At 65.9% G+C, this 25,301-nt stretch carries 25 protein-coding genes; 8 read left to right on the top strand and 17 right to left on the bottom strand.

The genetic code is table 11. The features are described 5' to 3' along the window. Positions 1 to 8 precede the first annotated feature (8 nt). The 6 genes from VEI45_RS06240 to VEI45_RS06265 all read right to left on the bottom strand — a co-directional run bounded on the left by VEI45_RS06240 (position 9) and on the right by VEI45_RS06265 (position 7,207). A complete protein-coding gene (locus VEI45_RS06240; protein WP_324851168.1) occupies positions 9 to 1,235 on the bottom strand; it encodes a cytochrome P450 in 1,227 nt (408 codons plus the stop codon). Continuing rightward, positions 1,225 to 2,952, bottom strand: coding sequence for an N-acyl-D-amino-acid deacylase family protein (locus tag VEI45_RS06245; protein WP_324851170.1), 1,728 nt, complete (start codon positions 2,950 to 2,952; stop codon positions 1,225 to 1,227). The genes VEI45_RS06240 and VEI45_RS06245 overlap by 11 nt, the downstream gene beginning before the upstream one ends. Positions 2,953 to 2,961: 9 nt before the next feature. Next, a complete protein-coding gene (locus VEI45_RS06250; protein WP_324851172.1) occupies positions 2,962 to 4,152 on the bottom strand; it encodes an amidohydrolase family protein in 1,191 nt (396 codons plus the stop codon). Positions 4,153 to 4,237: 85 nt separating this feature from the next. After that, a complete protein-coding gene (locus VEI45_RS06255) occupies positions 4,238 to 4,432 on the bottom strand; it encodes a ferredoxin (RefSeq protein WP_324851174.1) in 195 nt (64 codons plus the stop codon). Between the two features lie 46 nt (positions 4,433 to 4,478). Further along, complete coding sequence (locus VEI45_RS06260; protein ID WP_324851176.1) at positions 4,479 to 5,651, bottom strand: cytochrome P450; 1,173 nt, start codon at positions 5,649 to 5,651, stop codon at positions 4,479 to 4,481. Positions 5,652 to 5,722: 71 nt separating this feature from the next. Then, positions 5,723 to 7,207, bottom strand: a complete 1,485-nt coding sequence (locus VEI45_RS06265) for an aldehyde dehydrogenase family protein (protein WP_324851178.1) — start codon at positions 7,205 to 7,207, stop codon at positions 5,723 to 5,725. A gap of 75 nt (positions 7,208 to 7,282) precedes the next feature. On the opposite strand from VEI45_RS06265, the gene VEI45_RS06270 reads away from it, so the two are divergent. Further along, positions 7,283 to 8,374: a Zn-dependent alcohol dehydrogenase gene (locus VEI45_RS06270; protein WP_324851180.1), complete on the top strand. Its 1,092-nt coding sequence runs from the start codon at positions 7,283 to 7,285 to the stop codon at positions 8,372 to 8,374. 103 nt (positions 8,375 to 8,477) lie between these two features. On the opposite strand, the gene VEI45_RS06275 is transcribed toward VEI45_RS06270, so the two are convergent. Beyond that, positions 8,478 to 8,930, bottom strand: coding sequence for a DUF6632 domain-containing protein (locus VEI45_RS06275; RefSeq protein WP_324851182.1), 453 nt, complete (start codon positions 8,928 to 8,930; stop codon positions 8,478 to 8,480). A gap of 239 nt (positions 8,931 to 9,169) precedes the next feature. Between VEI45_RS06275 and VEI45_RS06280 the strand changes: the two genes are divergently transcribed. Further along, a complete protein-coding gene (locus VEI45_RS06280) occupies positions 9,170 to 10,444 on the top strand; it encodes an HNH endonuclease (RefSeq protein WP_324851184.1) in 1,275 nt (424 codons plus the stop codon). Here VEI45_RS06280 and hemW read toward each other — a convergent pair. Next, the gene (hemW, locus tag VEI45_RS06285; RefSeq protein WP_324851186.1) at positions 10,441 to 11,613 is read right to left on the bottom strand and encodes a radical SAM family heme chaperone HemW; all 1,173 of its coding nucleotides are present in this window, start codon (positions 11,611 to 11,613) and stop codon (positions 10,441 to 10,443) included. The two genes, VEI45_RS06280 and hemW, sit on opposite strands and share 4 nt — an antisense overlap. 203 nt (positions 11,614 to 11,816) lie before the next feature. Here hemW and VEI45_RS26425 point away from each other — a divergent pair, with 203 nt between their 5' ends. From VEI45_RS26425 to VEI45_RS06300, 4 genes are all read left to right on the top strand, one after another. Next, entirely contained in the window at positions 11,817 to 11,873 is a 57-nt protein-coding gene (locus VEI45_RS26425) for a hypothetical protein (protein ID WP_370485981.1), read from the top strand. A 113-nt stretch (positions 11,874 to 11,986) separates the two neighbouring features. Next, a complete protein-coding gene (locus tag VEI45_RS06290; RefSeq protein ID WP_324851188.1) occupies positions 11,987 to 13,654 on the top strand; it encodes a nitrite/sulfite reductase in 1,668 nt (555 codons plus the stop codon). After that, entirely contained in the window at positions 13,651 to 14,394 is a 744-nt protein-coding gene (locus VEI45_RS06295; protein ID WP_324851190.1) for a phosphoadenylyl-sulfate reductase, read from the top strand. The genes VEI45_RS06290 and VEI45_RS06295 overlap by 4 nt, the downstream gene beginning before the upstream one ends. After that, the gene (locus VEI45_RS06300; RefSeq protein ID WP_324851192.1) at positions 14,373 to 15,089 is read left to right on the top strand and encodes a sirohydrochlorin chelatase; all 717 of its coding nucleotides are present in this window, start codon (positions 14,373 to 14,375) and stop codon (positions 15,087 to 15,089) included. Before VEI45_RS06295 ends, VEI45_RS06300 begins: the two co-directional genes overlap by 22 nt. A gap of 33 nt (positions 15,090 to 15,122) precedes the next feature. Here the strand turns inward: VEI45_RS06300 and VEI45_RS06305 are convergent, their stop codons facing one another. From VEI45_RS06305 to VEI45_RS06325, 6 genes are all read right to left on the bottom strand, one after another. Continuing rightward, positions 15,123 to 16,181 (bottom strand): sulfate/molybdate ABC transporter ATP-binding protein, encoded by a 1,059-nt coding sequence (locus VEI45_RS06305; RefSeq protein ID WP_324851194.1) that lies wholly within the window; start codon positions 16,179 to 16,181, stop codon positions 15,123 to 15,125. A 3-nt stretch (positions 16,182 to 16,184) separates the two neighbouring features. Next, positions 16,185 to 17,003, bottom strand: coding sequence for a sulfate ABC transporter permease subunit CysW (gene cysW / locus VEI45_RS06310; protein ID WP_324851196.1), 819 nt, complete (start codon positions 17,001 to 17,003; stop codon positions 16,185 to 16,187). A 106-nt stretch (positions 17,004 to 17,109) separates the two neighbouring features. Continuing rightward, on the bottom strand, positions 17,110 to 17,958 hold the full coding sequence (gene cysT, locus VEI45_RS06315; RefSeq protein ID WP_414687411.1) for a sulfate ABC transporter permease subunit CysT: 849 nt from the start codon (positions 17,956 to 17,958) through the stop codon (positions 17,110 to 17,112). Positions 17,959 to 17,966: 8 nt separating this feature from the next. Next, entirely contained in the window at positions 17,967 to 18,965 is a 999-nt protein-coding gene (locus VEI45_RS06320) for an extracellular solute-binding protein (RefSeq protein ID WP_414687412.1), read from the bottom strand. Between the two features lie 142 nt (positions 18,966 to 19,107). Next, on the bottom strand, positions 19,108 to 19,200 hold the full coding sequence (locus VEI45_RS26430) for an Ms4533A family Cys-rich leader peptide (protein ID WP_414687410.1): 93 nt from the start codon (positions 19,198 to 19,200) through the stop codon (positions 19,108 to 19,110). A 141-nt stretch (positions 19,201 to 19,341) separates the two neighbouring features. Further along, the gene (locus tag VEI45_RS06325) at positions 19,342 to 19,554 is read right to left on the bottom strand and encodes a hypothetical protein (protein ID WP_324851202.1); all 213 of its coding nucleotides are present in this window, start codon (positions 19,552 to 19,554) and stop codon (positions 19,342 to 19,344) included. Between the two features lie 85 nt (positions 19,555 to 19,639). Here VEI45_RS06325 and VEI45_RS06330 point away from each other — a divergent pair, with 85 nt between their 5' ends. Continuing rightward, on the top strand, positions 19,640 to 21,643 hold the full coding sequence (locus VEI45_RS06330) for a glycoside hydrolase family 15 protein (RefSeq protein ID WP_324851204.1): 2,004 nt from the start codon (positions 19,640 to 19,642) through the stop codon (positions 21,641 to 21,643). Between the two features lie 6 nt (positions 21,644 to 21,649). Here the strand turns inward: VEI45_RS06330 and VEI45_RS06335 are convergent, their stop codons facing one another. The 3 genes from VEI45_RS06335 to lepA are packed head-to-tail and all read right to left on the bottom strand — an operon-like array spanning position 21,650 to position 24,543. Then, positions 21,650 to 22,408, bottom strand: coding sequence for a sensor domain-containing protein (locus VEI45_RS06335; RefSeq protein ID WP_324851206.1), 759 nt, complete (start codon positions 22,406 to 22,408; stop codon positions 21,650 to 21,652). Positions 22,409 to 22,438: 30 nt separating this feature from the next. Then, a complete protein-coding gene (locus VEI45_RS06340; protein WP_324851208.1) occupies positions 22,439 to 22,693 on the bottom strand; it encodes a hypothetical protein in 255 nt (84 codons plus the stop codon). Then, a complete protein-coding gene (gene lepA, locus VEI45_RS06345; protein WP_324851234.1) occupies positions 22,690 to 24,543 on the bottom strand; it encodes a translation elongation factor 4 in 1,854 nt (617 codons plus the stop codon). Before lepA ends, VEI45_RS06340 begins: the two co-directional genes overlap by 4 nt. A gap of 116 nt (positions 24,544 to 24,659) precedes the next feature. Here lepA and VEI45_RS06350 point away from each other — a divergent pair, with 116 nt between their 5' ends. Beyond that, positions 24,660 to 25,256 (top strand): type II toxin-antitoxin system PemK/MazF family toxin, encoded by a 597-nt coding sequence (locus VEI45_RS06350; RefSeq protein ID WP_324851210.1) that lies wholly within the window; start codon positions 24,660 to 24,662, stop codon positions 25,254 to 25,256. Positions 25,257 to 25,301 lie beyond the last annotated feature (45 nt).

A 25,301-nucleotide genomic window follows, 5' to 3' on the forward strand; every position in this document is an offset into this window, starting at 1 on the left:
GCCCGCATTTAGGAAGGGGTGAATTCGACGGGCAACGCCGCTGGCGACCGAAACGCCATGCCGCTGACATGCGGCGTCGGGGCACTCGGGTCCAACCGCAGATCCGGCAGCCGGTCCAGTAGCGCGTTGATCGCGACCGTCGCCTCCATCCGCGCCAGATGCATGCCCAGGCAGAGGTGCGGGCCGCCGCCAAACGTCAGGTGCGCGATGTTCTTCCGGGCAGGATCGAAGCGATCCGGGTCCGGATAGCGCTTCGGGTCCCGGTTGGCGGCAGCGACGCTGACGCCGACGTTCGTTCCGGCCGAAATCACGACCCCGCCGAGCTCGCAGTCGCGGGCCGCCACCCGCATCACCGTGGTGATCGGCGGCTCCCACCGCAACGCCTCCTCGAAGGCGCCGCGAACCAAGCCGGGGTCGGCCCGCAGCGCATCGAGCTGCTCCGGATCGGTGAGCAGGGCGACCAACAGGTTGCCCGATGCGCGGTAAGTCGTCTCCACTCCGGCGGGCAGGATCAGCAGCAGGAACGCAAAGATCTCGTCGTCGGTAAGCCGGGTCCCGTCGATCTCGGACTGCGACAGCATCGTGATCAGGTCGTCCTGCGGGTTACGCCGCCGCTCTGCCAGGACCTCGTTGAAGTACGCCCTCAACGAGGCCGATGCGGCGATTCCGCAGTCCCAGTTGTAGACCACGTTGAGCAATTCGATAGAGAGCCGCTGGAAGCGTTGGTAGTCCTGCCGCGGTAAACCCATGATCCGCGCAATGACCTGTACCGGGAACGCGAAGGTGAAATCTCGGGCCAGCTCGGCCCGCCCGCGCGGCGCAAAACTATCGATGAGTTCGTGGACCACCACCTCCACTAAGTCAATGCGCCAGCGGTCCAGCAACGCGGCGCGAAACGACGGGGACACCAGGGCCCGGCCGGCCCGGTGGTCGGCGCCCTCAAGTTCGAGGAGGGTGCGGCCCATGACCGGGCCCATGATCTTGTCGTAGATCGACGAGGAATACGTGTCGGGGTGCGTGAGCACTGTCTGACACTCGTCGTATCCGAGCACGGTCACCCCGGCGGAACCCGGTGTTTGGCTGGAGGTTTCGGCAAACGGGCTACCGACCATCACCCGGTTCCGCGATCGTGCCTCACGCAGCCGCTCATGTACGTTCTCGACCTGCATTAGCAAGCCCCCCTGCAGTTCGGCCGAGTCGAATTCGCCAGCGGCCGACGTCGGTTCAGGAAGCATCGGCCGGCACCGTGTGCGTGTCTCGGCCGGACCGCAGCACGGTACCGGGCAGGGCGCCGGTGGCCACGCCGTCGCGACACACCTCGACGCCGCCGACCAGCACCGAAGTGATGCCGTGGGCGTCGGCGACCAACCGCGGTGCACCGGCGGGCAGGTCGTAGCGGGTGCGCTCCGGCCCGTGGTCGATGGTGGCCGGATCGAACAGCACCAGGTCGGCGTGCCAGCCCGGCGTGATCCGGCCGCGTTGGGCCAGGCCGTAGAGCCGGGCCGGCACATCGGTGAGCAGCCGCACCGCCTCCTCGAGCGTCACCACCTGGTGCTCGCGGACACCGTGGCCGAGCAGCGACGTGGTGTAGATCGCGCCGCACATCATGTCGAGGTGCGCGCCGGCGTCCGAGCCGCCGATGACGGCATGCGGCGAGCGCCACACCTCGGCGCGCAGCCGCCAGTCGGCGCCGTCGTCGCCGAACGGCGCCGGCGTGAGTCCGGTGCGCAGCTCGTCGGCGATCACGATGTCGAGCAAGGTGTCGAACGGCTCCCCACCACGTGCGGCGGCTACCTGGCCCACACTGTGGCCGGTCGCGTCGGCGTTCTCCCGCGCGAAGGTCTCGACGATGATCAACCGCTCCCAGTTCGCCAGGCCGCGCAGCATCCCGGCCTCCTTCGATTGGGCGCCGTCGTTGAGCCGGCGACGTACAGCCGGATCGGCCAGCGCGGCCAACCGCTCGGGCACCGGCAGGTGCATGATTTCGCGCCAGCCGGGCAGCCCGTCGAGCACGAAGCCGGTGAGGAACGACAGCCGAATCTTCATGGCGTGCGGCAGGGTGAGTGCGACTACCCGGCCGCCGCGTTCGGCGGCGACTTCGGAGGCGTGCAGCTGCCGCTGGTGCCCGGCCGGGTTGGCCGCCGAGACGCCGAGCAGATTCCAGTTGAGCGGGCGGTCGGCGGCTATCGACATCTCAGTGAGCAGGGCGACCTCGTCGTCGGTAAAGCCTTGCAGGCAGCCGGGAATGATCGCTTCGAGGGTGGTGCCCGGATGCTCGCGGACACCGGTCGCGAGCGCCAGCAGCTCGTCGCGGGATGCGCTTCGTGACGGCACCGGCTTGCCCGAGCCGTCGTTGTGGGTCTGTGACTGCGAGGTGGAGAACCCAATCCCGCCATCGGCCAGGGCCTCATGCAGCAGCGCGACCATCCGATCGACCTGTGCGGGGGTCGCCAAGCCGCCGACCGCGTCCTCGCCCATCGCCGCCAGCCGAAGCGCCGAATGCCCAACCAGGAAGCCGGCATTGACGGCGATGTGGCCATCGAAACGTTTCAGCCAGTCGCCGAATGACGACCACTGCCAGTCCAGCCCGGCCTGCAACGCGTCGAGCGGCATGCCTTCGACCCGCGCGAGCATTCGGGTGAGGTAGTCCTGTTGGTCGGCTGCCACCGGCGCCAGCGTAAATCCGCAGTTACCGCCGAAGACGGTGGTAACGCCGTGCTGTATCGACGGGCTGGCGGTCGGGTCCCAGAAAAGCTGCGCGTCGTAGTGGGTGTGCAGGTCGACGAACCCGGGTGCCAACGTCTGCCCTTGGGCATCAACGGTTTTCGCGGCCAAGTCATTGATGTCACCGACCGCGGCGATCCGCCCGTCGCTGATACCGACGTCGCCGCGGCGAGCCGGCGCGCCTGTGCCGTCGACGATTTCGGCATCACGGATCAGCAGATCGAGCACAGGGGCCTCCTACACGTTGGTCAGCCACTCGCTGTCGGGCAGCGGGTGACGGAAGAGCTCGGCGGCGTTGCGGTGCGTGATCCGCGCGGCATCCTGAGCGGAGAGGGCCGCGACATTGCGCGCGACGACCTGCTGGGTGTCCGGCCAGGTCGAGTCCGCGTGCGGGTAGTCGCTTTCCACGAGGATGCGCTGGGCCCCAATCGCGTCCAGCGCGCCGAACGCCGACGGGTCGTCGATCGAGCAGAACCAGAAGTTCCGCCGTAGCACCTGGCTGGGCAGCAGATCGCCCTTCCAGGATCCGCCCTCGCGGCCCGAAGCTGAGTGCGCCAGAACGTAATCCGCCCGATCCGCCAGCATCGCCGCCCAGCCGAGCCCGCCCTCAGCGAGCGTTATGTTCAACCGCGGGAAGCGAACCGGGATGCCCGACCACAGCATGTCGGCGCAGGCGACCAGGCCGTTGACTGGGAACAACGTGGTGATGGTCTCGAATGGAGTGTCCGGAGCGGGAATCGGCGCCCACTGGGCGGATCCGGTGTGCAGGCAGACGACAGTGTCGGTCTCCTCGCAGGCGGCAAAGAATGGGTCCCATACTCCGCTGTGCAGGCTGGGAATCCCACACTGGGCGGGCAGCTCGGGGAAGCTAACCGCCTTGAAACCGCGAGCGGCGTTGCGGCGCAACTCCTCGGCCGCCAGCCGCGGGTCGGCCAGCCAGGGCAGCTGCAGCGGAATGATCCGCTCCGGGAAGCTGCCGGCCCACACCTCCAGATGCCAGTCGTTCCACGCCCGCAGCACAGCCAGCCCCAGCTCCGGGTCGTCGCTCTTCCAGAACACGGTCCCGGAGAATCCCGCGATCAGCGACGGAAAATTCAACGACGCCCAGATCCCGGCCAGATCCATGTCAGCGACCCGGGCCTTGATGTCCCAGCAGCCGCGGCGCATCTCGTCGAAGCGGGCCGCCTCCATGCTCCAGTCCTCGCGTGGCCGGCCGACCACCGCGTTGAGCCCGATGTTCGGGTAGTCGCGGTCCTCATAGCGCCATACCTGCCGGCCGTCGTCGGTCTCCACGATCTGCGGCGCCCGGCCGGCCAGCGCGGCAGGGAGCCGGCCGTCGAACATGTCGGGTGGCTCGATGACGTGGTCGTCGACGGAGATCAGGACATGCTGTCGCTCGCGGGGAGCGGGGTCCGGCAGCAGCGCCATACCTGACGACTATCGTCGGTTTTCGGCGGCTGTCAACGCTATTTATGCAATGAATGCAAAGATCGGGCCGCCTCGGGCGGGGCCGTCACTGCGACAACGTGATCGCGCTTTCGGGGCAGTTCTTCTCGGCCTCCGCGGCCTGCGCCTCGAGGTCACCGGAGACGTTGTCGACGAGCACGATCGCGTGCCCGACCTCGTCGGCATCGAAGACGTCCGGCGCCAATGTGTAGCAGCGCCCGTGCCCCTCGCAGCGATCGGCGTCGACGCAGACACGAGTCATCAGCGCCGCTCCTCCTCATCGCTGCGCTCTGCATCGTCGCGGCGCGTCACGTGGGAACCGGGAAGGTCAGCGGCAGCGACTCCACCGACCGCAGGGCGGCGGTGTAGGTCAGCTCGGTGCCGGGCTTGATCTCGTAATCGGGAATGCGCCGGTGGAATTCGCGCAACGCCACCCGCAGCTCCATCCGGGCCAAGTGCGAACCGAGGCAGCGATGCGGACCCCCGCCGAATGCGCGGTGCCGGTTCGGGTTGCGGCGGAAGTCAACGAGCTCCGGGTCGGGAAACTCGGCGGGGTCGGTGTTCGCCGCGCCCAGTAGCGGACTGACCCGCTCCCCCTTGCCGATCGGGCAGCCACTCACCTCGACGTCTTGCATGGCCACCCGGGCGACGCCGGGCACCGGCGTCTCCCAACGCAACAGCTCTTCGATCGCACTCGGCAAGATGTCCGGTTGCTCGACGAGCTGATGACGGTGGTCGGGGTGGCGGGCCAGGTACACGAAGAAGCAGTCGAGCGAATCGGTCACCGTGTCCAGCCCCGCGATGAGGAACAGGAAGCAGATGTCGAGCAGTTCCTCACGCGACAACGGTTGTCCAGAAATGTTCGCCGCAATCATCGCCGACAGCACGTCGTCGCGTGGGCTGGCGAGGTGGTCGTCGATAGCACGCTCGAAGTAGTCGTAAATCTCTTGCGCCACGGCTGCGCAGGTCTCGTGGCGGCGGTCGAAGCCGGAGTCGCCCTCGGGGCGGATCACGCCGTCCTTCCATACCAGGAACTGGTCGAGGTCCTCCAGCGGCAGGCCGAGCAACTGCAGAAACACCGTGCAAGGCAGGGGTACCGCGAACTCGGCATGGAAGTCGCATTCGCCGCGATCGGCGAAGCGGTCGATCATCTCGTTCACCAGTTCGCTGACGCGTGGTTCACGCCGCGCCATCTCGCGGGGAGTGAACAGCGGGTCGAGGATGCGGCGGTACTTCGCATGCTCGGGCGGGTCGATTTGCAGTGGGATCATCGGGCGGATGTTGCCGAGATCGACCGCATCCATGTTCGACGAAAACAACTCAGTGTGTTTGAGCGTCATCTCGATGTCGGCCAGACGGCTGAGAACCACCGCCGTCGGCGACCGGAACACCGGGGTCGACTCGCGCAGTGCTTTGTACATCGGCTGAGGTTCCGCGAGACCGGCCACCGCCTGGTCGACGTAGCCTTCGGTGTCTGTCATGCCGTCAGCCTGACACCAACATCGCTATTTAGGCAATGATTGATTGATTGGGCAATGCCCGGCGACGAAATCTATTGCGGGGCAGGGTGCCGCACGAACGCCCGCGGCTGGGTGAACGCCCGGATGCCGTCCACCCCGAATTCACGGCCGACGCCCGATTGGCCGACGCCGCCGAACGGCAACCGCGGGTCCTGCGCGGCCATGCCGTGACAGTTGACGCTGACCGTACCGGCAACGAGCTCGGCGGCAACCCGGTCGGCCAGCGCGTCGTCGCCGGTCCAGATCGATGCGGTGAGACCGAAATCGCCTGCGTTCGCCGCGGTGACCGCCTCGTCGAGATCCCGGTAGCCGAAGATCGGCAGCACCGGGCCGAACTGCTCTTCGGTGGCCAGCGGCGCGTCGGCGTCCAGATCGGTGACGACGGTCGGCAGCACAAAGTGCCCGCCGGCGTCGACGTCGGCCTCGCGGATGACTCCGGCGGTGCGGACCGTGGCGCCGCGGGCTGCGGCGTCGGCCGTCAGCGCCGCTACCCTGTCGCGTCCGGCGGCGGTGTGCATCGGGCCGAGTGTGACTTCCTCGGCGAGCCCGTCACCGATCACTTCGCGCCGGCAGCGTGCCAGCACAGCATCGGCCAGCTCGTCGGCACTATCGGCCGGCGCGTACAAGCGCTTGACCGCCATGCACACCTGACCGCAGGTGGTGTAGGTCGCAGCGAACAGCTGCTCGACGAGCTGGTCGGTGATGGAGATGTCGGGAGCGATGATCGCCGGGTCGTTGCCGCCGAGTTCCAGCAGCACCGGGGTCAGCCGCGGCGCCGCCGCCGCCATCACGGCGCGTCCGGTGGTCACCCCGCCGGTCAGCGAGATGACGTCGACGCCGGGGTGGGTGATCAGCGCCTGCGCTAATTCGCTGCCCGGGCCCGCGAGCATGTTCACCACACCGGCTGGCAGCGCGGTGGCGAACGCCGCGCCGAACTGCAGGGCCGCCAGCGGGCAGGTCGGCGGCACCTTGACCACGGCGGTGTTCCCGGCGGTCAGCGCGGACGACAGTTTGGTCATGGTCAGCGCCAGCGGCCAGTTGAATGGCAACACCAGCGCCGCCACTCCGTACGGCTCACGCTGCAACCGTGGATACGCCGACTGCGGGTCGATCCGTTCGGGCGCCAGCGCTTCCTCGGCGATCGCCCCCAGGATCGCGGCCAGCGCCGGCGTGGTGTCGATTTCCAAGCGCGCCTCGGCAAGCACTTTGCCGTGCTCACGGGTGTAGAGCTGCGCGCCGCCGCTGTCGGCGAGCTGGGCGGCCGCCGAGGTGGCGGCTGCGGCGACGGCGGCGACCCGCTCGGCGACGCCGAGTGCGCGCCATCCGGGCGCGGCTCGCCGCGCCGCCTGTACCGCGGCGTCGAGTTGGTCGAGATCGGCGGCCGGCGCATACCCGACGATCTCGGCCGGCCGGGCCGGGTTGTGTACCGGATAGTTGGCGCCGCGACCGGGCTGCGGCTGGCCGCCGATCGTCAGGGTCGCGGACGTCGCAGATGTTTCAGCGGATGTTGCGGTCATCGTGCTATCTCCTTGACCTGGTGCGGTCGCCCCGCCATGGTAAATCGGTATGACGCTGATCACACTGGGCTTGGCATGAGGGCGGTGGTGCTGCGCGAGGTCGGTCGGCCCACCACGGTGGAGAAACTCGCGCTGCGGCCGCTCGGTCGCCACGAAGTCCGGGTCCGGCTCGCCGCCAGCGGCGTGTGCCACAGCGACCTGTCGTTGCGCGACGGGTCCATCCCGCCGCTGCTGCCCTGCACGCTTGGCCACGAGGGCGCCGGGGTCGTCACCGAGGTGGGCGACGACGTCACCAACGTCGGCCCGGGTCAGCACGTCGTCCTGACCTGGCTGGTGGCATGCCGATCCTGCCCGCATTGCCTGCGTGGCGAGTCCCAGCTGTGCGTGCATGCCTACGACCATGTTTACGGCAGTCCCTACGCCGAGAGCGCCGCCGGCCCGGTGTGGCCGGGAATGGGCGTCGGGTCGCTGGCCGAAGAGACACTGCTGCCGGCCGCGGCGGTCGTGCCCGTAGATGAGTCGCTGCCGCTCGACCAGGCCGCGCTGCTGGGCTGCGGGGTCACCACCGGGGTGGGCGCGGTGATGCACACGGCGGCCGTCCGCCCTGGCGAGAGCGTGCTTGTCATCGGCTGCGGCGGCGTGGGATTGGCTGCGATCCAAGGGGCTCGGCTGGCTGGGGCCGCGCCGATCATCGCCGCCGACCGGGTGGCCGCCCAGCTTCCGGCGGCGACAGCCAACGGCGCGACCGAGACGATCGATGCGAGCGAGGTCGACCTGGCCAGCGCGGTGCGCGAGCTCACTGGCGGCACCGGCGTCGATCACGGAATCGAAGTGGTGGGCAAGCCCGCGACGATCCGCGCGGCTTACGACGCCACCCGCCGCGGCGGCAAGGTCACCCTGGTGGGCGCCGCGGGGATCGAGGAGTCGGTGACGTTTCCGGCGCTGTCACTGATGGCCGACGGCAAGACCATTCAGGGCAGCGTGTACGGCGCCAGCGACCCGACGCGCGATATCCCGGTGTTGGCCGACCTTGCCCGCCGCGGTCTGCTCGACCTCGAGGCGTTGGTGACGCGGCGTATCGATCTCGACGACGTCGAGGCGACCTTCACCGACATGGCCGCCGGACGGGGAGCTCGCAGCGTCGTGTGCTTCGACACAACGACGTGAGCAATTTGAAGTACCTATGCCGAAAGCACCAGCAGCTCCAGCCGCTTTGGCTCGTTGCAGCTTGAGCCGTCCTTCGCTCAGTGATCGGGTTCTACCTACGCATTCACTGCGGGATGACGGGCGCGCCCGTAGCTGGCGGCGGTTTCAAGGGCTGTGTCCCCGCGGGGGGTTGTTTGAGGCCGGATGACGACACGAGTACCGAAAGGACGATGGCCACCAGAAATAGCGCCGGGACATCGCCCAATAGGTGTCCCATATGGTGTCCGCCGCCGACGGATTGCGCCGCCATGATTGCTCCATGGACGACGCTCGAGCACACGGCGAACCAGATCAGGCTGAGGTTTGCTGCGGGGTTGCGCGCCGCGTTGATTAGGAAGGCGCCTAATGTCGCGTAGACACCCACAATCATCATGAAGTAGTCAGACTCATAGGGCGCGCCGTGATGCCATGCCCACCCCGCCGGCCAGACCAGCGCGAGGGGATAAACAAGGAGCATGACGACGCCGAAGACCACGAGTGCGATCTGAAGAAGTCTGTAGCGGTATGAGGGTGCCATTGTGCGCTCCAAGGAGTTCGGCGTCCCGCTTCCGGAAATCGCCGGTGCGATCAGGAGGAACCCCACAGTACGCGCGGCGACCCCGGCTCAGGCGCTATTCACCAGCGGCGCGATTCGGGAAGCGTCCGTCGCGACCGCACCATAACCTTCACAACCTTTCGGCCCCGGCCGCCCCTCATCCACAACTTGGCGACCATGCCAAAAAGTTTGAGTCAGTGGACACTGCTATACTCGAACGTATGTTCGAGTCCTTAGTTATGGTCGATTCATCCGCCGACGAATCGATGCTGATCGAGCGCATTGCCGAGCTGGAGCGGCTCAAATCCGCCGCGGCGGCGGGCCAGGCTCGAGCGGCAGCGGCGCTGGATGCGTCGCGTCGGGCCGCAGAAGCGGCGGCGGGCATGCCAGCCGCGAATCGGGGTCGCGGAGTGGCCAGCGAGGTTGCCCTGGCCCGAAGGGACTCACCAGCCCGTGGCGGTCGGCATCTCGGCTTCGCCAAGGCCCTGGTAAACGAGATGCCGCATACATTGGCCGCTTTGGAGCAAGGGCAGTTGTCGGAGTGGCGCGCGACCCTCATCGTGCGGGAAAGCGCCTGTCTGGACATCGAAGACCGACAAGCACTGGACGCCGAGCTGTGCGGCGATTCCGCCGGACTGGACGGGATGGGCGATGCCCGGGTGGCCACCGCAGCCAGGTCGATTGCCTACCGACTGGACCCGCACGCCGTCGTCGAAAGGGCTGCCAAAGCCGAAACCGAGCGCACGGTAACCATCCGGCCCGCTCCTGACACCATGACTTGGTTGACCGCGCTGCTGCCGGTCGCCCAAGGCGTATCGGTGTATGCGGCACTGCGACGTGCCGCGGACACCACATTTGACGGCCGGTCCCGCGGCCAGGTCATGGCCGACACTCTCGTCGAACGCGTCACCGGCCGCAGCGCAGCCACGCCGACACCAATCGCAGTCAACCTCGTTCTCTCGGACCGCACTCTGCTGAGCGGCGACAACAGCCCGGCAGATATCTCTGGGTATGGTCCAATTCCCGCGGAAGTCGCCCGCGGGTTAGTGATGGCCGCCGGCACTGACTCGCGGTCACGCGCGACGTTGCGCCGGCTCTACACCCATCCCGAGTCCGGCGCGCTGGTGGCAATGGAGTCACGGGCCCGGCGATTTCCGCGCGGGCTGGCCACATTCATCGGGCTTCGTGATCAACGATGTCGCACACCGTACTGCGACGCGCCAATCCGGCACCGCGACCATGCCACACCACATGCCCGCGGCGGGCGAACCGCAGTCACCAACGGGCTGGGGTCCTGCGAACGCTGTAACTACGTCAAAGAGACCGCCGGCTGGCGGGTCAGCACGGATCTTGACGAAACCAGCAGGCACACAGCCGAATTCACCACCCCAACCGGCGGACACTACCGATCCGCGGCACCGCCGCGCGCCCCAACGGTGACGATTAGTGAACTCGAAGTCAGGGTTGGCATCGCGTTGATGCAACACGCTGCTTAACCCAGCAGCATGCGGACGACGCCGTCGGCCAGCAACCGTCCCCGGTCGGTGAGCACAAGGCGCTCGCCAGCCGGCGTCAGCAAGCCATCGTCGACGGCGACAGCTGCACGCTCGCGTTCGGCGTCGTCCAGCAGGTCCAGTGGCAGGCCTTGCCGCAGCCGGATCCTCAGCATTACGTCCTCGGTGTGGCGGTGCTGAGGGTCGAGCTCCTCGAAACCGGCGACCGGCAACGTCGCAGTGTCGAGGCTCTGCGCGTAAGTGTTGGGGTGCTTGACATTCCACCAGCGGGTGGCGCCGACAAAGCTATGCGCCCCCGGACCGGCGCCCCACCACTGGCCACCATCCCAGTAGCCGGTGTTGTGTCGACACTGCCCGCCAGGACGACTCCAGTTGGACACCTCATACCACTCGAACCCAGCCGTTGACAGCTGCTCGTCGACCAGCTCGTAGCGATGGGCCAGCACGTCGTCGTCGGGAGCGGCGATCTCGCCGCGGCGGACCCGTCGCGCCAACGCGGTGCCCTCCTCGACCACCAGCGCGTAGGCGGATACGTGATCGACTTCGGCATCGATCGCCGCGTCCACCGAGCGCCGCAGATCGTCGTCAGACTCTCCCGGGGTGCCGTAGATCAAGTCGAGGTTGACGTGGTCGAAGCCCGCCGCCATGGCCTCGCGGGCGGCGGTCACCGCGCGGCCCGGCGAGTGCACGCGGTCGAGGGTGGCCAGCACCCGCGGCGCCACCGACTGCATGCCCAGCGAAATCCGGGTGTACCCGGCCGAGCGCAGTCCCGCGAACATCTCCGGCCACGTCGATTCCGGGTTCGCCTCCGTGGTGACCTCGGCGTCGGATGCCAGTTCGAAGTTGTCGCGTACCGACTTCAGCACCGCGGCCAGGCGCTCACTACCCAACAGCGACGGCGTCCCACCCCCGACGAATACGGTGTGCACTGTCGGTGCGCCCAGCCGCGCGCCGGCCAGTTCGAGTTCCGACCGCAGCACCAGCAGCCATGCGTCGGGGTTGACCCCGCCCAATTCGGCCGGCGTATAGGTGTTGAAGTTGCAGTAGCCGCAGCGAGTCACGCAGAACGGCACGTGCACGTAGATTCCGAACGGTCCCCCTGGGCTCAGGTGCACATCGGGCAGGACAACCGCCGCAGAACTTGCCGTCATGGCTGCCAATATTCCCGAGTCGCGTGCCAACCTCCAGCGCTGGCGAGGATGCTTCCAGCCAACTCTCGGGTACCGTGGCGCCGCGTCTCAGGCTTCCAGGGTAATTTTGCTCATCGTGAAAAAAATTCCACCCTGGTAGCGACCGTCCGCGACATCCGTGGCACAATGGCCGAGTGACCGTCAGCCCATTCCGCATCGCGTTGGTGGCGCGTCGGCACATCGATCTCAAGCGTGTCTGCAGCTGTCGCTGTCTGCCTTGATGTCGTAGACCCGCCCCACCTGTAATTCCAGCTGGCCCCCGGATCTGCGCCGCCGGGACAGCAACCGGTGATTTGCGCGGTCCGAGCCGGCTGCTCCGAAAAGGAGTTGCCGAATGACGTCCCCCCGCCCCGCCAAAGGCCGCAGCGAAGGCCAGTGGGCGCTCGGCCAGCGTGAGCCGCTCAACGACAACGAGCGATTCAAGAAGGACGACGACGCGCTCAATGTCCTCGACCGAATTATCAATCGATACGCCAAAACTGGCTTCGACAGCATCGACAAAGCCGACCTGCGTGGGCGCTTCCGCTGGGCGGGGCTCTACACCCAGCGTGAACAGGGTTACGACGGCAGCTGGACCGGCGACGAGAATATCGATCTGCTCGAGGCCAGATACTTCATGATGCGGGTGCGCTGCGACGGCGGGGCATTGTCCACCGCCGCGTTGCGCACGCTGGGCCAGATTTCCATCGAGTTCGCCCGAGACACCGCCGACATCTCCGACCGCGAAAACGTCCAGTACCACTGGATCGAGATCGAGAAAGTTCCCGAGATCTGGGAGCGACTGGCCGCAGTTGGTCTGCAGACCACCGAGGCGTGCGGCGACTGCCCGCGGGTGGTCCTGGGCTCCCCGCTCGCCGGTGAGTCGCTCGACGAGATTATCGACCCGACCTGGGCCATCGAGGAGATCGTCCGCCGCTACATCGGCAACCCGGATTTTTCCAACCTGCCGCGTAAGTACAAGACCGCAATCTCGGGCCTGCAAGACGTCGCCCACGAAATCAACGACGTCGCGTTCATCGGTGTCAACCATCCCGAGCACGGACCCGGGCTGGACCTGTGGGTGGGCGGTGGCCTGTCCACCAACCCGATGCTGGCCCAACGGGTCGGTGCCTGGGTGCCGCTGGAGGAGGTGCCCGACGTCTGGGAAGCTGTCACATCGGTCTTCCGGGACTACGGCTACCGACGACTACGGTCCAAGGCCCGGATGAAGTTCCTGATCAAGGACTGGGGCATCGAGAAGTTCCGCCAGGTGCTCGAAACCGAATACCTCAAGCGCAAACTCATCGACGGCCCCGCCCCCGAACCCGTCAAGCACCCGATCGACCACGTCGGCGTGCAGCGGCTGAAGAACGGGCTCAACGCCGTCGGGGTCGCGCCGATTGCCGGGCGGGTATCGGGCACCATCCTGTCGGCGGTGGCCGACCTGGCCGAGCAAGCCGGGTCGCAGCGGATCCGGTTCACCCCATACCAGAAGCTGGTCATCCTGGACGTTCCCGACGACAAGCTCGATGAGCTGACCGCCGGCCTGGACGCGCTGGGGCTGGCGTCGCGGCCGTCGCACTGGCGCCGAAACCTGATGGCCTGCACCGGTATCGAGTACTGCAAGCTGTCATTCGCCGAGACTCGGGTGCGTGCCCAGGGATTGGTGCCCGAGCTGGAGCGGCGTCTAAACGACCTCAATGCCCAGCTGGACGTGCCGATCACCGTCAACATCAACGGCTGCCCCAATTCGTGTGCCCGCATCCAGATTGCCGACATCGGGTTCAAGGGCCAGATGGTTGACGACGGCCACGGTGGCTCGGTCGAGGGCTTCCAGGTACACCTGGGCGGCAGCTTGGGCCTCGATAGTGGCTTTGGACGAAAACTGCGCCAGCACAAGGTCACCAGCGACGAACTCAGCGATTACATCGATCGCGTGGTGCGCAATTTCATCAAGCAACGTGACGCGGACGAGCGCTTCGCGACATGGGCGCTACGCGCCGACGAGGGAGATCTGCGATGAGCGGGGAGGCGAAACAGTTGACGGAAGCGGAATTACGGGAACTGGCCGATCGGGGCGCCGCGGAGTTGGAAGGTGCCAGCGCCACCGATCTGTTGCGCTGGACCGACGAGAACTTCGGCGGCGTGGGGGGACCCCGGTCTTCGGCGACCTGCAACTACGTGGTGGCCTCCAATATGCAGGACGCGGTGCTCGTCGATCTGGCGGCCAAGGTGCGACCCGGGGTGCCGGTGATGTTCCTGGACACCGGTTATCACTTCGTGGAAACGATTGGCACTCGTGACGCGATCGAGGCGGTTTACGACATCCGGGTGCTCAACGTCACACCCGAGCACACGGTCGCAGAGCAGGACCAGTTGCTGGGCAAGGACCTGTTCGCCCGCCAGCCCAACGAGTGCTGCCGGCTACGCAAGGTCGCCCCGTTGTCCAAAGCGCTGCGCGGTTACTCCGCGTGGGTGACCGGCCTGCGCCGCGTCGAGGCACCGACTCGCGCCAACGCCCCGCTGATCAGCTTCGACGAGGCGTTTCACCTGGTGAAGATCAACCCGCTGGCCGCGTGGACCGACGATGACATGGAGGCCTACATCGACGAAAACGATGTACTGGTCAATCCGCTTGTCTACGAAGGTTATCCGTCGATCGGCTGCGCCCCTTGCACCGCGAAGGTAGCCGAGGGTGCTGATCCACGCAGCGGGCGCTGGCAGGGGCTGTCGAAGACCGAATGCGGGTTGCACGCGTCGTGACCACCCTGGTGCTGGCTGCGCACGGTAGCGCAGATCCACGGTCGGCGGCCAATGCTCGGGCCGTGGCCAATCAGATTCGCTACATGCGGCCCGGCCTTCGAGTGCGTGTCGCGTTCTGCGAGTTGAATGCACCACGGTTGGTTGACGTGCTCAGGCCGGGTGCGGTGGTCGCTCCGTTGCTGCTGACCGACGCGTACCATGCCCGCATCGACATCCCCCGACAGATCGCGAGTTGCGGTGTCGCCGTGCGACAGGCTGACGTGCTCGGCGAGGACGACCGGCTGGTGTCCGTGCTGCACGAACGGCTGGCCGAATTGGGCGTCAGCACATTCGACTCCGAATTGGGCGTGCTGGTCGTGGCGATCGGCTCGACGCACGCCGCGGCCAACGCCCGCACCGCTCAGGTCGCGGACATGCTGGTAGCAGGAACCCAATGGGCCGGCGCGACAACCGCTTTCGCGACGGGCTCCGGCCCCTTGGTGGCAGAGGCCGCCGATGGACTGCGGCGTTGTGGCGCCCGTCGCGTGGTGATCGCACCGTGGTTCCTGGCACCCGGGCTTCTGATCGACCGGGTAGCCAAATGCGCAGCAGCGGAAGGGATTCCGATTGCGGCGCCGCTAGGCGCACACCGGCTGGTGGCCGAGACGGTGCTGGATCGCTTCGACGAGGCGGTAGCCGAGCGCATCGCCGCCTGAGCGATCGCGCCGACGGCTGAAGCCCGATGTTCATCAGGCCGACGTCAGAGCGCCCTGGTCCTCGTCGGTTCCAACGCTGCGCGCGGGGGCTTCTTCGGCGATCGGCGGTACCCGGGTGGCGCGCACATACACGGTGTCCCCCTCCTTCAGGCCGAGCGCCTCAGCGTCACCCCGGGTGATCTGCGCGGTAAATGGCTTGCCGGTAGCCGCATTGGTCAACTCCACCCGCACCTCAAAGCCGAGCATCACCACGCGGTCGATGATGGCGCGGATGACTCCAGTCGATTCGGCGGTGCCGTCGTCGGCGGCGATCCTCATATCGGGTTCACGGCCGACCCGGATGTCGTGCGGGCGAACCAGGCTGCCGTTCAGCGAGGACACCGCGCCCAGAAACGACATCACAAAGGCGTTCGCTGGACTGTCGTAGACCGCGGCGGGGGATCCCACCTGCTCGATCCGACCATCTCTGAGCACGGCAATACGGTCGGCCACATCGAGCGCCTCCGCCTGGTCGTGAGTGACCAGCACCGTCGTGACATGCACCTCGTCGTGCAGGCGGCGCAGCCATGCCCGCAAATCCTCGCGGACCTTGGCGTCCAGCGCACCGAACGGTTCGTCGAGCAGCAGCACTTGGGGGTCAACCGCCAGCGCACGCGCCAGCGCCATGCGCTGACGCTGGCCACCGGAAAGTTGGTTTGGGTAGCGGCCTTGAAAACCGCTGAGCCCCACAATCTTTAGCAGATTGTCGACCTTCTCGGCGACTTCGGCCTTGGGTCGGCGACGGATCTTCAACCCGAAGGCCACGTTGTCACGGACGGTCAAGTGCTTGAAAGCTGCGTAATGCTGGAATACGAAGCCGATACCGCGCCGCTGCGGCGGAAGCCGGGTGACGTCGCGGCCATTGATCAAGATGGTCCCGGAATCCGGCTGATCAAGCCCGGCGATGGCGCGCAACAGGGTCGACTTGCCCGAGCCGCTGGGTCCCAGCAGTGCCGTCAGTGAGCCGGCGGGCACGTCGAAGTCGACATTGTCCAACGCGACGAAGTCGCCGTAGCGTTTGTTGGCGCCCTGCACGACGATCGCCTTAGTCATAAGTCAAGCCTCCTTGGTGGCGCGGTTACGGCGAGCATCGAGAATCACCTGGACGATCAGGACCACCACAGACACGGTCATCAACAGAGTCGAAAGGGCGTAGGCGCCGTACTCAGATCCCCGGTTGTAGCGGTCGGATACCAGCAGAGTCAGCGTCTGGGATTTTCCTGGCAGGTTCGACGACACCATGATCACCGCGCCGTATTCGCCGAGCGTGCGGGCGATGGTCAACACGATTCCGTAGGTGAGGCCCCACCGGATCGACGGCAGCGTGATCCGCCAAAATGTCTGCCACCAACCGGAACCCAGCGTTGCCGCCGCCTGCTCCTGATCGGTGCCCAGTTCGTGAAGCACCGGCTCGACCTCTCGAACCACGAAAGGCAGCGTGGCGAAGACGCTGGCGAGCACGATGCCGGGCAACCCGAAGATGATCTTGAATCCGAAGTCTTTCTCGACGAAGCCCAACAGTCCCGCCGATCCCCACAACACGATCAACGCCACGCCGACAACGACTGGCGAGACCGCGAACGGCAGATCGATGATCGCCTGCAGCACACCCTTGCCACGGAACCGGTTGCGCGCCAGCATCAACGCTGTCGGGATGCCGAAGATCACGTTGAGCGGCACCACGATCGCGACCACCAGCAGCGACAAATCCAGTGCCGATATCGCTGCCGGCGTGCTTACCCAAGCGTAGAACTGGCCGAAACCGGGAGCGAAAGTGCGCCACAGAATCAGTGCCACCGGGAGGACGAGCAGCACGAACAGGTAACCCAGCGCCAGAAAGCGAATGAGACAGCGAACCTGCGGCGATGTCGTCATGCGCCGCTCGCCCCCGCAAGCGGGTGGGGGTACCCCCAGCCGCACAGCGGCAAGGGGGCGTGCCCCCACCTCATCGCTGCCTCCAAAATCGTCGCCGGCGCGGTCGTCATGCCGATGACTCCTCACGTTTAGCCGCGCGCGAGCCGAGGGTACGCAAGATGAGCAGCACGACAAACGAGATGCTCAGCAGCACAATCGATATCGCCGCAGCGCCGGTACGGTCGTCGTTTTCGATCAGGGTCCGGATCCACTGCGAGGACACCTCCGTCTTGCCGGGCACCGCCCCACCGATCAGCACCACCGAGCCGAATTCGCCGATGGCCCGTGAGAAGGCCAGCCCAGCACCAGATAACAAGGCCGGCGTCAGCGACGGCAGCACGACGGCGGTGAAGATCGTCAGGTTGTTGGCGCCCAGCGACGCGGCCGCTTCCTCGGTCTCGCGGTCAATCTCCAGCAGCACCGGCTGGACCGCTCGCACCACAAACGGCAGCGTGACGAACGCCAGCGCCACGCCCACACCCCATCCGGTGTGCTGCAAGTGCAGGCCGACGGGGCTGTTAGCCCCGTAGAGGGCCAACATCACCAGGCTGGCCACAATCGTGGGCAATGCGAAGGGCAGATCGATAATGGCATCGACGAGCCGTTTGCCCGGGAAATCGTCGCGTACCAGCACCCAGGCGATCAGCAGGCCGAACACCAAGTTGAGGACGGTTACGCCGACGGAGATGGTCAGCGTCACCCGGAAGGACTCCAGCGCGGCTTTCGAGGTCACCGCGAGCCAGAACGCCCGCCAGCCACCGCCGACCGATTGCCACCCGATCGCGGCCAGGGGCAGCAACACGATCACCGAAAGCCAGACCACCGCAACACCGACCCGCAGTGAGGTGCCGCCGCCGGAACCCTTGAGGCTACGCACGCGACCGTCACGGGTGCGTCCGGTCACCTCCTGTGTTATCGCGGTCGTCATCCGGTGGCCTGCGTGTAGATCTTGGTGATGCTGCCCGAGTTCTTGTCGAACAGTTGGGCATCCACGGTGTCCCAGCCACCCAAATCAGCGATCGTCCACAGCTTGGCCGGCGTTGGAAGCTGACTGCGGACGTCTGCGGCGACGGCCGGGTCAACTGGCCGGAATCCAGCTGCTGCCCAAAGCTTCTGGGCCTGCTCGGTGTACTGGAAGTTCTTGAACGCAGTGGCGGCATCCAGGTGAGCGCTGGTGGTCACCACGGCTACCGGATTCTCGATCTTGAATGTCTGCGGCGGGTCGAGATGGGCGACCGGCTTGCCTTGGCGCTCGGTGGCGATCGCTTCGTTCTCGTAGCTGATCAGCACGTCACCGCTGCCTTGGACGAACACATCGGTGGCCTCGCGCCCCGATGCGGGACGCAGTTTGACGTGCTGGCCCACCAGCTTATTGATGAAGTCAATGCCCGCCTGGGGATCGTGGCCGCCGCCGCTCTTGACGGCGTACGGGGCAAGCAAATTCCATTTCGCCGAGCCGGAACTGAGCGGGCTGGGCGTGATCACCTCCACGCCGGGCCGTAGCAGGTCGTCCCAGTCCTTAATGTTCTTGGGATTCCCGGGCCGCACCACCAGGGTCACCACCGAGCCGAACGGGATGCCTTTGGTGGCGTCTTTGTTCCAGTCCGACGAGACTTTGCCGGCCTTGACGAGTCGGGTGATGTCGGGCTCGACGGAGAAGTTGACGATGTCGGCGGGCTTGCCGTCGACGACACCGCGTGACTGGTCACCCGAGGCGCCATACGAGGTGACCACCTGCACGCCCTTGCCGTCCGGTGACGCATTGAACGCCGGAATCACCTTGCTCCAGCCCGGTTCTGGAGCCGAATAGGCGACCAGCGTGATACTCGTGTTCGCGTTGACCGGCCCGCCACCGCCTACGACGTCGCTGGCGCCGCCGTGACACGCCGCGATAACGCTCGCGGCGACGGTCAACCCGACAATATGGCGCCAAAGCTTGACGTCGTCGCGCAATGGTCGACCTTTCGGTGGCGGGATTAACAAATAACGAGTCCCGCTGCTACGGAAAGGCGAGAGTCAGCAGTTGGGAGAATTCCACCGACACTCAGCCTGCGCGGGGCGGAAGTCAGCTACAACAGTGGACGTCGGCTACAGCGCAATCGCCGACGGCAATAAGCGCCAAGATGTGGCACTCGCCGTCGCCAGACACTGCGCGCATGGCGGAAGCCTAACAGAATCCGCCGAATTCCCAGCTCGACCGGCGTACGTCAGTGGGTCAGCAGCCAAGCGACGATTACCAGTACCACCAAAATGACCAGCACCAACGTCACTTGTGATCGCGGCATGCCCGTTTTGCTGGTCATCCGGGTTCTTCGTCGCTGTGACGAACGCGCCTCATCAGCCGGATCCCCCTGATGCCGTAGCCCAGCGAAGCGTCCAGCACAACCGCAGCCAGGTAGGCCAACCCCAGCACGACCGGCATCACCACAATGGTCTGCAAAACGAACCCCAGCCCCGACAGCCACAACTCGACGCCGTCCCACCAACTGAGGATCCCGTTCACCGGCCTCACCCTATTCCGCACGGCCCATGAAGCCAACACGCCAGGATCGGCGCATGCGTAGACGCCGGGCAGGTCGGCGGATCATGATGTCGGCATGGTTCTTCACGCGCAGCCTGCCGATGAGGCCACGGAGAAGGCCGAATCGGCAACTTCTACCATCGCGCCGCCGGTGGCAGTTCCCTCTGGCACGCCACTGCGCAACCCGTTCCCACCCATCGCCGATTACGCGTTCTTGTCCGACTGTGAGACAAACTGCCTGATCTCGCCGGCCGGCTCGGTGGAATGGCTGTGCGTGCCTCGGCCCGATTCGGCGAGTGTGTTCGGCGCGATCCTGGACCGCAGCGCCGGCCATTTCCGGCTTGGGCCGTACGGTGTGTCGGTGCCCTCGGCACGGCGCTACCTGCCCGGCAGCCTGATCATGGAGACCACGTGGCAAACCCACACCGGCTGGCTGATCGTGCGCGACGCGCTGGTGATGGGGCCATGGCACGACATCGACCGACGGTCGCGAACGCATCGTCGCACCCCGATGGACTGGGACGCCGAACACATCCTGCTGCGCACCATCCGTTGCGTCAGTGGAACCGTCGAACTGCTGATGAGCTGCGAGCCGGCTTTCGACTACCACCGCGTCAGCGCCACCTGGGAGTACTCGGCCGATGGCTACGGCGAAGCCCTTGCTCTGGCCAACAAAGACCCCGAAACCCATCCGACCTTGCGGCTGACCACCAACCTGCGGATCGGTTTGGAGGGCCGAGAAGCACGGGCACGCACCCGAATGAAAGAAGGTGACAACGCCTTCGTCGCCTTGAGCTGGTCCAAGCACCCGGCGCCGCAGAACTTTGACGAGGCCGCCGACAAGATGTGGAACACGGCCGAGTGCTGGCGGCAGTGGATCAACATCGGCAACTTTCCCGACCACCCGTGGCGGGCGTATCTGCAACGCAGTGCGCTGACTCTGAAAGGGTTGACGTACTCGCCGACCGGTGCGCTGCTGGCTGCCTGCACCACGTCACTTCCCGAAACCCCACAGGGCGAACGCAACTGGGACTACCGGTATGCGTGGGTGCGCGACTCGACCTTCGCATTATGGGGGCTCTACACCCTGGGACTCGACCGCGAGGCCGACGATTTCTTCTCGTTCATTGCCGACGTGTCCGGCGCGAATAACGATGAAAGCCAACCGCTACAGGTGATGTACGGCGTCGGCGGGGAACGCCGACTGGTGGAAGAGGAATTACCCCATCTGTCCGGCTACGACCATGCCAGCCCGGTGCGCATCGGCAACGGCGCCTATAACCAGAACCAGCACGACATCTGGGGCGCCATCCTCGATTCGTTCTACTTGCACGCCAAGTCACGCGAGCAGGTGCCGGACACGCTGTGGCCGGTGCTGAAGAACCAGGTGGAAGAGGCCATCAAGCATTGGCGTGAGCCCGACCGCGGCATCTGGGAGGTGCGCGGAGAACCTCAACACTTCACGTCATCGAAGATCATGTGCTGGGTGGCGGCCGATCGCGGAGCGAAACTGGCTGAGCGGCAGGGTGAAAAAGACTACGCACAGCAATGGCGCACGGTCGCAGAGGAGATCAAAGCCGACATCCTGGAAAAGGGAGTGAACTCTCGGGGCGTGTTCACCCAGCGCTACGGCAGCGACGCGCTGGACGCCTCGCTGCTGCAGGTGGTGTTGACTCGGTTCCTGCCGCCGGACGACCCGCGGGTGCGGGCCACGGTGTTGGCTATTGCCGATGAACTCACCGAACAAGGTCTGGTGCTGCGGTATCGCGTCGAGGAGACCGACGACGGACTCGTCGGCGAGGAAGGCACATTCACCATCTGTTCGTTTTGGCTGGTGTCGGCGTTGGTCGAGATCGGCGAGGTTAGCCGCGCCAAACATCTTTGCGAGCGCCTACTTTCGTTCGCCAGCCCACTACACCTCTACGCCGAGGAGATCGAGCCGCGCACGGGCCGGCATCTGGGGAACTTCCCACAGGCCTTCACCCACCTGGCGCTGATCAACGCTGTGGTGCACGTGATCCGGGCCGAGGAAGAAGCGGACAGCACCGGAGTGTTCCAGCCCGCCAACGCGCCCGTGTAGGGTCGGTCAGCTCAAAGCGCTGACTTTATCCATCATCGCGTGAGCGATGTCGACTCCGCTGGTGTCCAGGTTGGCCGAACCTGGGTCGGACGGGCGTCGATCGCCGAAGAACACCACCTCGACCTCGACGAGGCAGTTCAGCCGGACACCGATGGCACGCGCCTGTGGGGTGGGCTGCAGGGCCGGCATGTTGGGCAACACCGCGGTCGCGGTATTAGTCGCCGCGACAACGGTATCGGTAACGCGGATGTCACTGACAACGTTCGTCGTGCTAATCGGGCCGGTTTGTTCCGTTGTCGTCGCGCCGTCGCAATGCTGCCACTGTTCCGAGAATTTCGCGAAGAGCGCCGCGGCTCGCGCGGCCGTGGGCAACGTGACGACGCCCTCCATAACGCTGATCACTTGCGCAGGGTCACCGTTGTTCCACCACGACTCCGATACGAAATCTTTGACCTCGGCCGACTCGTAGACGCTTTTCTGCAGCATCGCCGTCACGCCTAGGCAATCGGCGGGCGAAACCTTACTGTCAGGTTGGAAGAGCTTGTCGGGGCCGCCGAACTCGGGCGGCACACGGGCTACAAATTGCTGGCCGAGCATCCGCGACAGCGCGACGTCGTCAAGCGGCACCTGCCTGACTGTTTCTCCGGTGAGAGGCCGCGGCTTCAGGTTCGGCGCCGGCTTCGCTATGCCATCCAGAACCGCACCACAGCTGACTGCCAACGCAGCGACCACTACCGACGCCGTCGCCGATCCAACAGTCCGCATGGTTACTTTGTACCCGTTTCGCCCGCGGCGTCAGCTCAGTGCGCTGACCTTGCCCATCATCGCGTGCGCGATGTCGATCGCGCTGTTGTTGATGTCGCCAGACCCTGGTTTCCACTGCGCAGAGAACCCGGCAGACAACGCGTTGGCGTCTGCCGCCGTGGGCAAGGCGACGACACCCACGCAGTCAGCAGGCGAAGCCGAACCATAACTGTCCCCCGAATTCTCGCCACTGCCGAACATCGGCGGGACGGCCAGCCACACCATGCAGCACCAGCGATTTCTCACTTCTTACCTTTGTCCCCCGCAGCATCGGCGGACAGCGCGGCGACAAACGCTTCCTGCGGCACATCGACGCGGCCGATGGTCTTCATCCGCTTCTTGCCTTCCTTTTGCTTCTCCAGCAGTTTGCGCTTGCGGGTGATGTCACCGCCGTAGCACTTCGACAACACGTCCTTGCGAATCGCGCGAATGTTCTCTCGCGCAATGATTTTGGACCCGATCGCCGCCTGAACCGGCACCTCGAACTGCTGACGCGGGATGAGCTCTTTGAGTTTGGTGGTCATCTTGTTGCCGTAGGCCGCGGCGCCATCCTTGTGCACGATGGCGCTGAACGCGTCGACGGCCTCCCCCTGCAGCAGGATGTCGACCTTCACCAGTGCGGCCTCTTGCTCGCCGGCTTCCTCGTAGTCGAGGCTGGCGTAGCCGCGGGTGCGCGATTTCAGCGAATCGAAGAAGTCGAAGATGATCTCACCCAGCGGCATGGTGTAGCGCAATTCAACTCGTTCGGGCGACAGGTAGTCCATCCCGCCGAGTTCGCCACGCCGGGACTGGCAGAGCTCCATGATGGTGCCGATGAATTCGCTGGGCGCAATGATCGTCGTTTTGACGACGGGCTCGTAGACGGTGGCGATCTTGCCCGATGGCCAGTCTGACGGGTTGGTCACTTGAATGCCCCCCTCGGCCCCACCTTCCACGACCACTCGATAGACCACGTTTGGTGCGGTCGAAATCAGGTCGAGGTCGAATTCGCGTTCCAGGCGCTCGCGGGTGATCTCCATATGCAGCAGACCCAAGAACCCGCACCGGAACCCGAAGCCCAGCGCCACCGAGGTCTCCGGTCCATAGGTGAGCGCGGCGTCGTTGAGTTGCAGCCGCTCCAGCGCGTCGCGCAGGTTCGGAAAATCGGAGCCGTCGACGGGATACAGACCCGAGTACACCATCGGCTTGGGTTCGCGGTAGCCGGTCAGGGCTTGGGTGGCGCCGTGGCGCGCGGTGGTGACGGTGTCGCCGACCTTGGACTGGCGGACGTCCTTGACACCGGTGATCAAATAGCCGACCTCGCCCACACCCAGGCCCTCGCTGGCCTTCGGTTCAGGCGATACGATGCCGACCTCGAGAAGCTCATGCGTCGCGCCGGTGGACATCATCACGATGCGCTCGCGCGGGGTGATCTTGCCGTCGACGACGCGGACGTAGGTGACCACGCCGCGGTAGATGTCGTAAACGGAGTCGAAAATCATTGCGCGGGTGGGCGCGTCCGGCTCCCCCTGGGGCGGTGGCACTTGCTTGACGACCTCGTCGAGCAGTTCGGGCACGCCTTCCCCGGTCTTGCCCGACACCCGCAGCACCTGGTCGGGCTCGCAGCCCATGATGTGCGCGATCTCGGCGGCGTACCGTTCAGGGTCGGCGGCGGGCAGGTCGATCTTGTTGAGCACCGGGATGACCACCATATCGCGGTCCAGCGCCAGATACAGGTTGGCCAGCGTCTGTGCCTCGATGCCTTGCGCGGCGTCGACCAACAGCACCGCCCCCTCGCAGGCGGCCAGCGCCCGCGACACCTCATAGGTGAAGTCGACATGGCCCGGAGTGTCGATCAAATGTAGGACGTAATCGGTATCGCCCACCCGCCACGGCAGGCGCACATTTTGCGCCTTGATCGTGATCCCGCGTTCCCGCTCGATGTCCATCCGGTCCAGGTACTGAGCACGCATCGACCGCTCGTCGACGACGCCGGTGAGCTGCAGCATCCGATCCGCCAGCGTGGACTTGCCGTGGTCGATATGGGCGATGATGCAGAAATTCCGAATCTGCGCCGGCGCCGTGAAGGTTTGGTCGGCGAAACTGCTGATGGGAATCTCCTGGTCGACGGGCGGCCAAGCGGCGAATGCTTAGACGCTCTGAGTTGCCTCCAGGGTATCGAGGCAGCCTCGTCCGGACACAATCCGTGCCCGGGCCGTCTTATGCTGCGAACATGGCGTCGCAGTGGAGGACGTTGCAGCGGTTTCAGAGAAACCTAGAGAATCTGGTGTCCTTGGCTTCCAGCGAGGTGCCGGAGTTAGTCCGGCAGCTGCAGCAGCTGCCGACTGTGCAGCGGAGCATAAAGATCGCTTTGGATGTGATCGTCGGCAACCCGTCCGAACCGCCGGCCGAGATCACCGTGGGCCGTCCGGTGACCAGCAACAGCGCGCCCACCGCGCATCGGGCCCGCAAGGTGATCTACTCCCCCGACCTCGACGGTCGGGCTGACCCCGGCGAAATCGTGTGGACGTGGGTGACCTACGAGGACGACCACACCCGCGGCAGGGACCGCCCGGTGCTGGTCGTGGGCCGCGACCACCACACACTGCTCGGGTTGATGATGTCCAGTCAGGAAAGACACGCCGCCGACCGGGACTGGGTGGGAATCGGCAGCGGTAGCTGGGATGACGACGGCAGACCCAGTTGGGTGCGGCTGGACCGGGTGCTTGACGTGCCTGAAGAGGGCATTCGCCGCGAGGGCGCGATCCTGCAACGCGCCATTTTCGACGTCGTGGCTGCGCGCCTGCGCAGCGACTATTCCTGGAGCTGAGTAGCCCGGCTTCTTTGCTGCGCGCCGAGTGGCCGGTTAAAGCAC

The sequence above is a fragment of the Mycobacterium sp. genome (assembly GCF_035623875.1).
GTDB lineage: Bacteria > Actinomycetota > Actinomycetes > Mycobacteriales > Mycobacteriaceae > Mycobacterium.

Excerpts from the sequence above, each read along its gene's own strand:
- VEI45_RS06240 (WP_324851168.1), bottom strand. The coding sequence starts at position 1,235 with ATGCTTCCTGAACCGACGTCGGCCGCTGGCGAATTCGACTCGGCCGAA.
- VEI45_RS06250 (WP_324851172.1), bottom strand. The coding sequence starts at position 4,152 with ATGGCGCTGCTGCCGGACCCCGCTCCCCGCGAGCGACAGCATGTCCTG.
- VEI45_RS06255 (WP_324851174.1), bottom strand. The coding sequence starts at position 4,432 with ATGACTCGTGTCTGCGTCGACGCCGATCGCTGCGAGGGGCACGGGCGC.
- VEI45_RS06260 (WP_324851176.1), bottom strand. The coding sequence starts at position 5,651 with ATGACAGACACCGAAGGCTACGTCGACCAGGCGGTGGCCGGTCTCGCG.
- VEI45_RS06265 (WP_324851178.1), bottom strand. The coding sequence starts at position 7,207 with ATGACCGCAACATCCGCTGAAACATCTGCGACGTCCGCGACCCTGACG.
- VEI45_RS06270 (WP_324851180.1), top strand. The coding sequence starts at position 7,283 with ATGAGGGCGGTGGTGCTGCGCGAGGTCGGTCGGCCCACCACGGTGGAG.
- VEI45_RS06275 (WP_324851182.1), bottom strand. The coding sequence starts at position 8,930 with ATGGCACCCTCATACCGCTACAGACTTCTTCAGATCGCACTCGTGGTC.
- VEI45_RS06280 (WP_324851184.1), top strand. The coding sequence starts at position 9,170 with ATGTTCGAGTCCTTAGTTATGGTCGATTCATCCGCCGACGAATCGATG.
- hemW (WP_324851186.1), bottom strand. The coding sequence starts at position 11,613 with ATGACGGCAAGTTCTGCGGCGGTTGTCCTGCCCGATGTGCACCTGAGC.
- VEI45_RS06290 (WP_324851188.1), top strand. The coding sequence starts at position 11,987 with ATGACGTCCCCCCGCCCCGCCAAAGGCCGCAGCGAAGGCCAGTGGGCG.
- VEI45_RS06295 (WP_324851190.1), top strand. The coding sequence starts at position 13,651 with ATGAGCGGGGAGGCGAAACAGTTGACGGAAGCGGAATTACGGGAACTG.
- VEI45_RS06300 (WP_324851192.1), top strand. The coding sequence starts at position 14,373 with ATGCGGGTTGCACGCGTCGTGACCACCCTGGTGCTGGCTGCGCACGGT.
- VEI45_RS06305 (WP_324851194.1), bottom strand. The coding sequence starts at position 16,181 with ATGACTAAGGCGATCGTCGTGCAGGGCGCCAACAAACGCTACGGCGAC.
- cysW (WP_324851196.1), bottom strand. The coding sequence starts at position 17,003 with ATGACGACATCGCCGCAGGTTCGCTGTCTCATTCGCTTTCTGGCGCTG.
- VEI45_RS26430 (WP_414687410.1), bottom strand. The coding sequence starts at position 19,200 with ATGCGCGCAGTGTCTGGCGACGGCGAGTGCCACATCTTGGCGCTTATT.
- VEI45_RS06330 (WP_324851204.1), top strand. The coding sequence starts at position 19,640 with ATGGTTCTTCACGCGCAGCCTGCCGATGAGGCCACGGAGAAGGCCGAA.
- VEI45_RS06335 (WP_324851206.1), bottom strand. The coding sequence starts at position 22,408 with ATGCGGACTGTTGGATCGGCGACGGCGTCGGTAGTGGTCGCTGCGTTG.
- VEI45_RS06350 (WP_324851210.1), top strand. The coding sequence starts at position 24,660 with ATGGCGTCGCAGTGGAGGACGTTGCAGCGGTTTCAGAGAAACCTAGAG.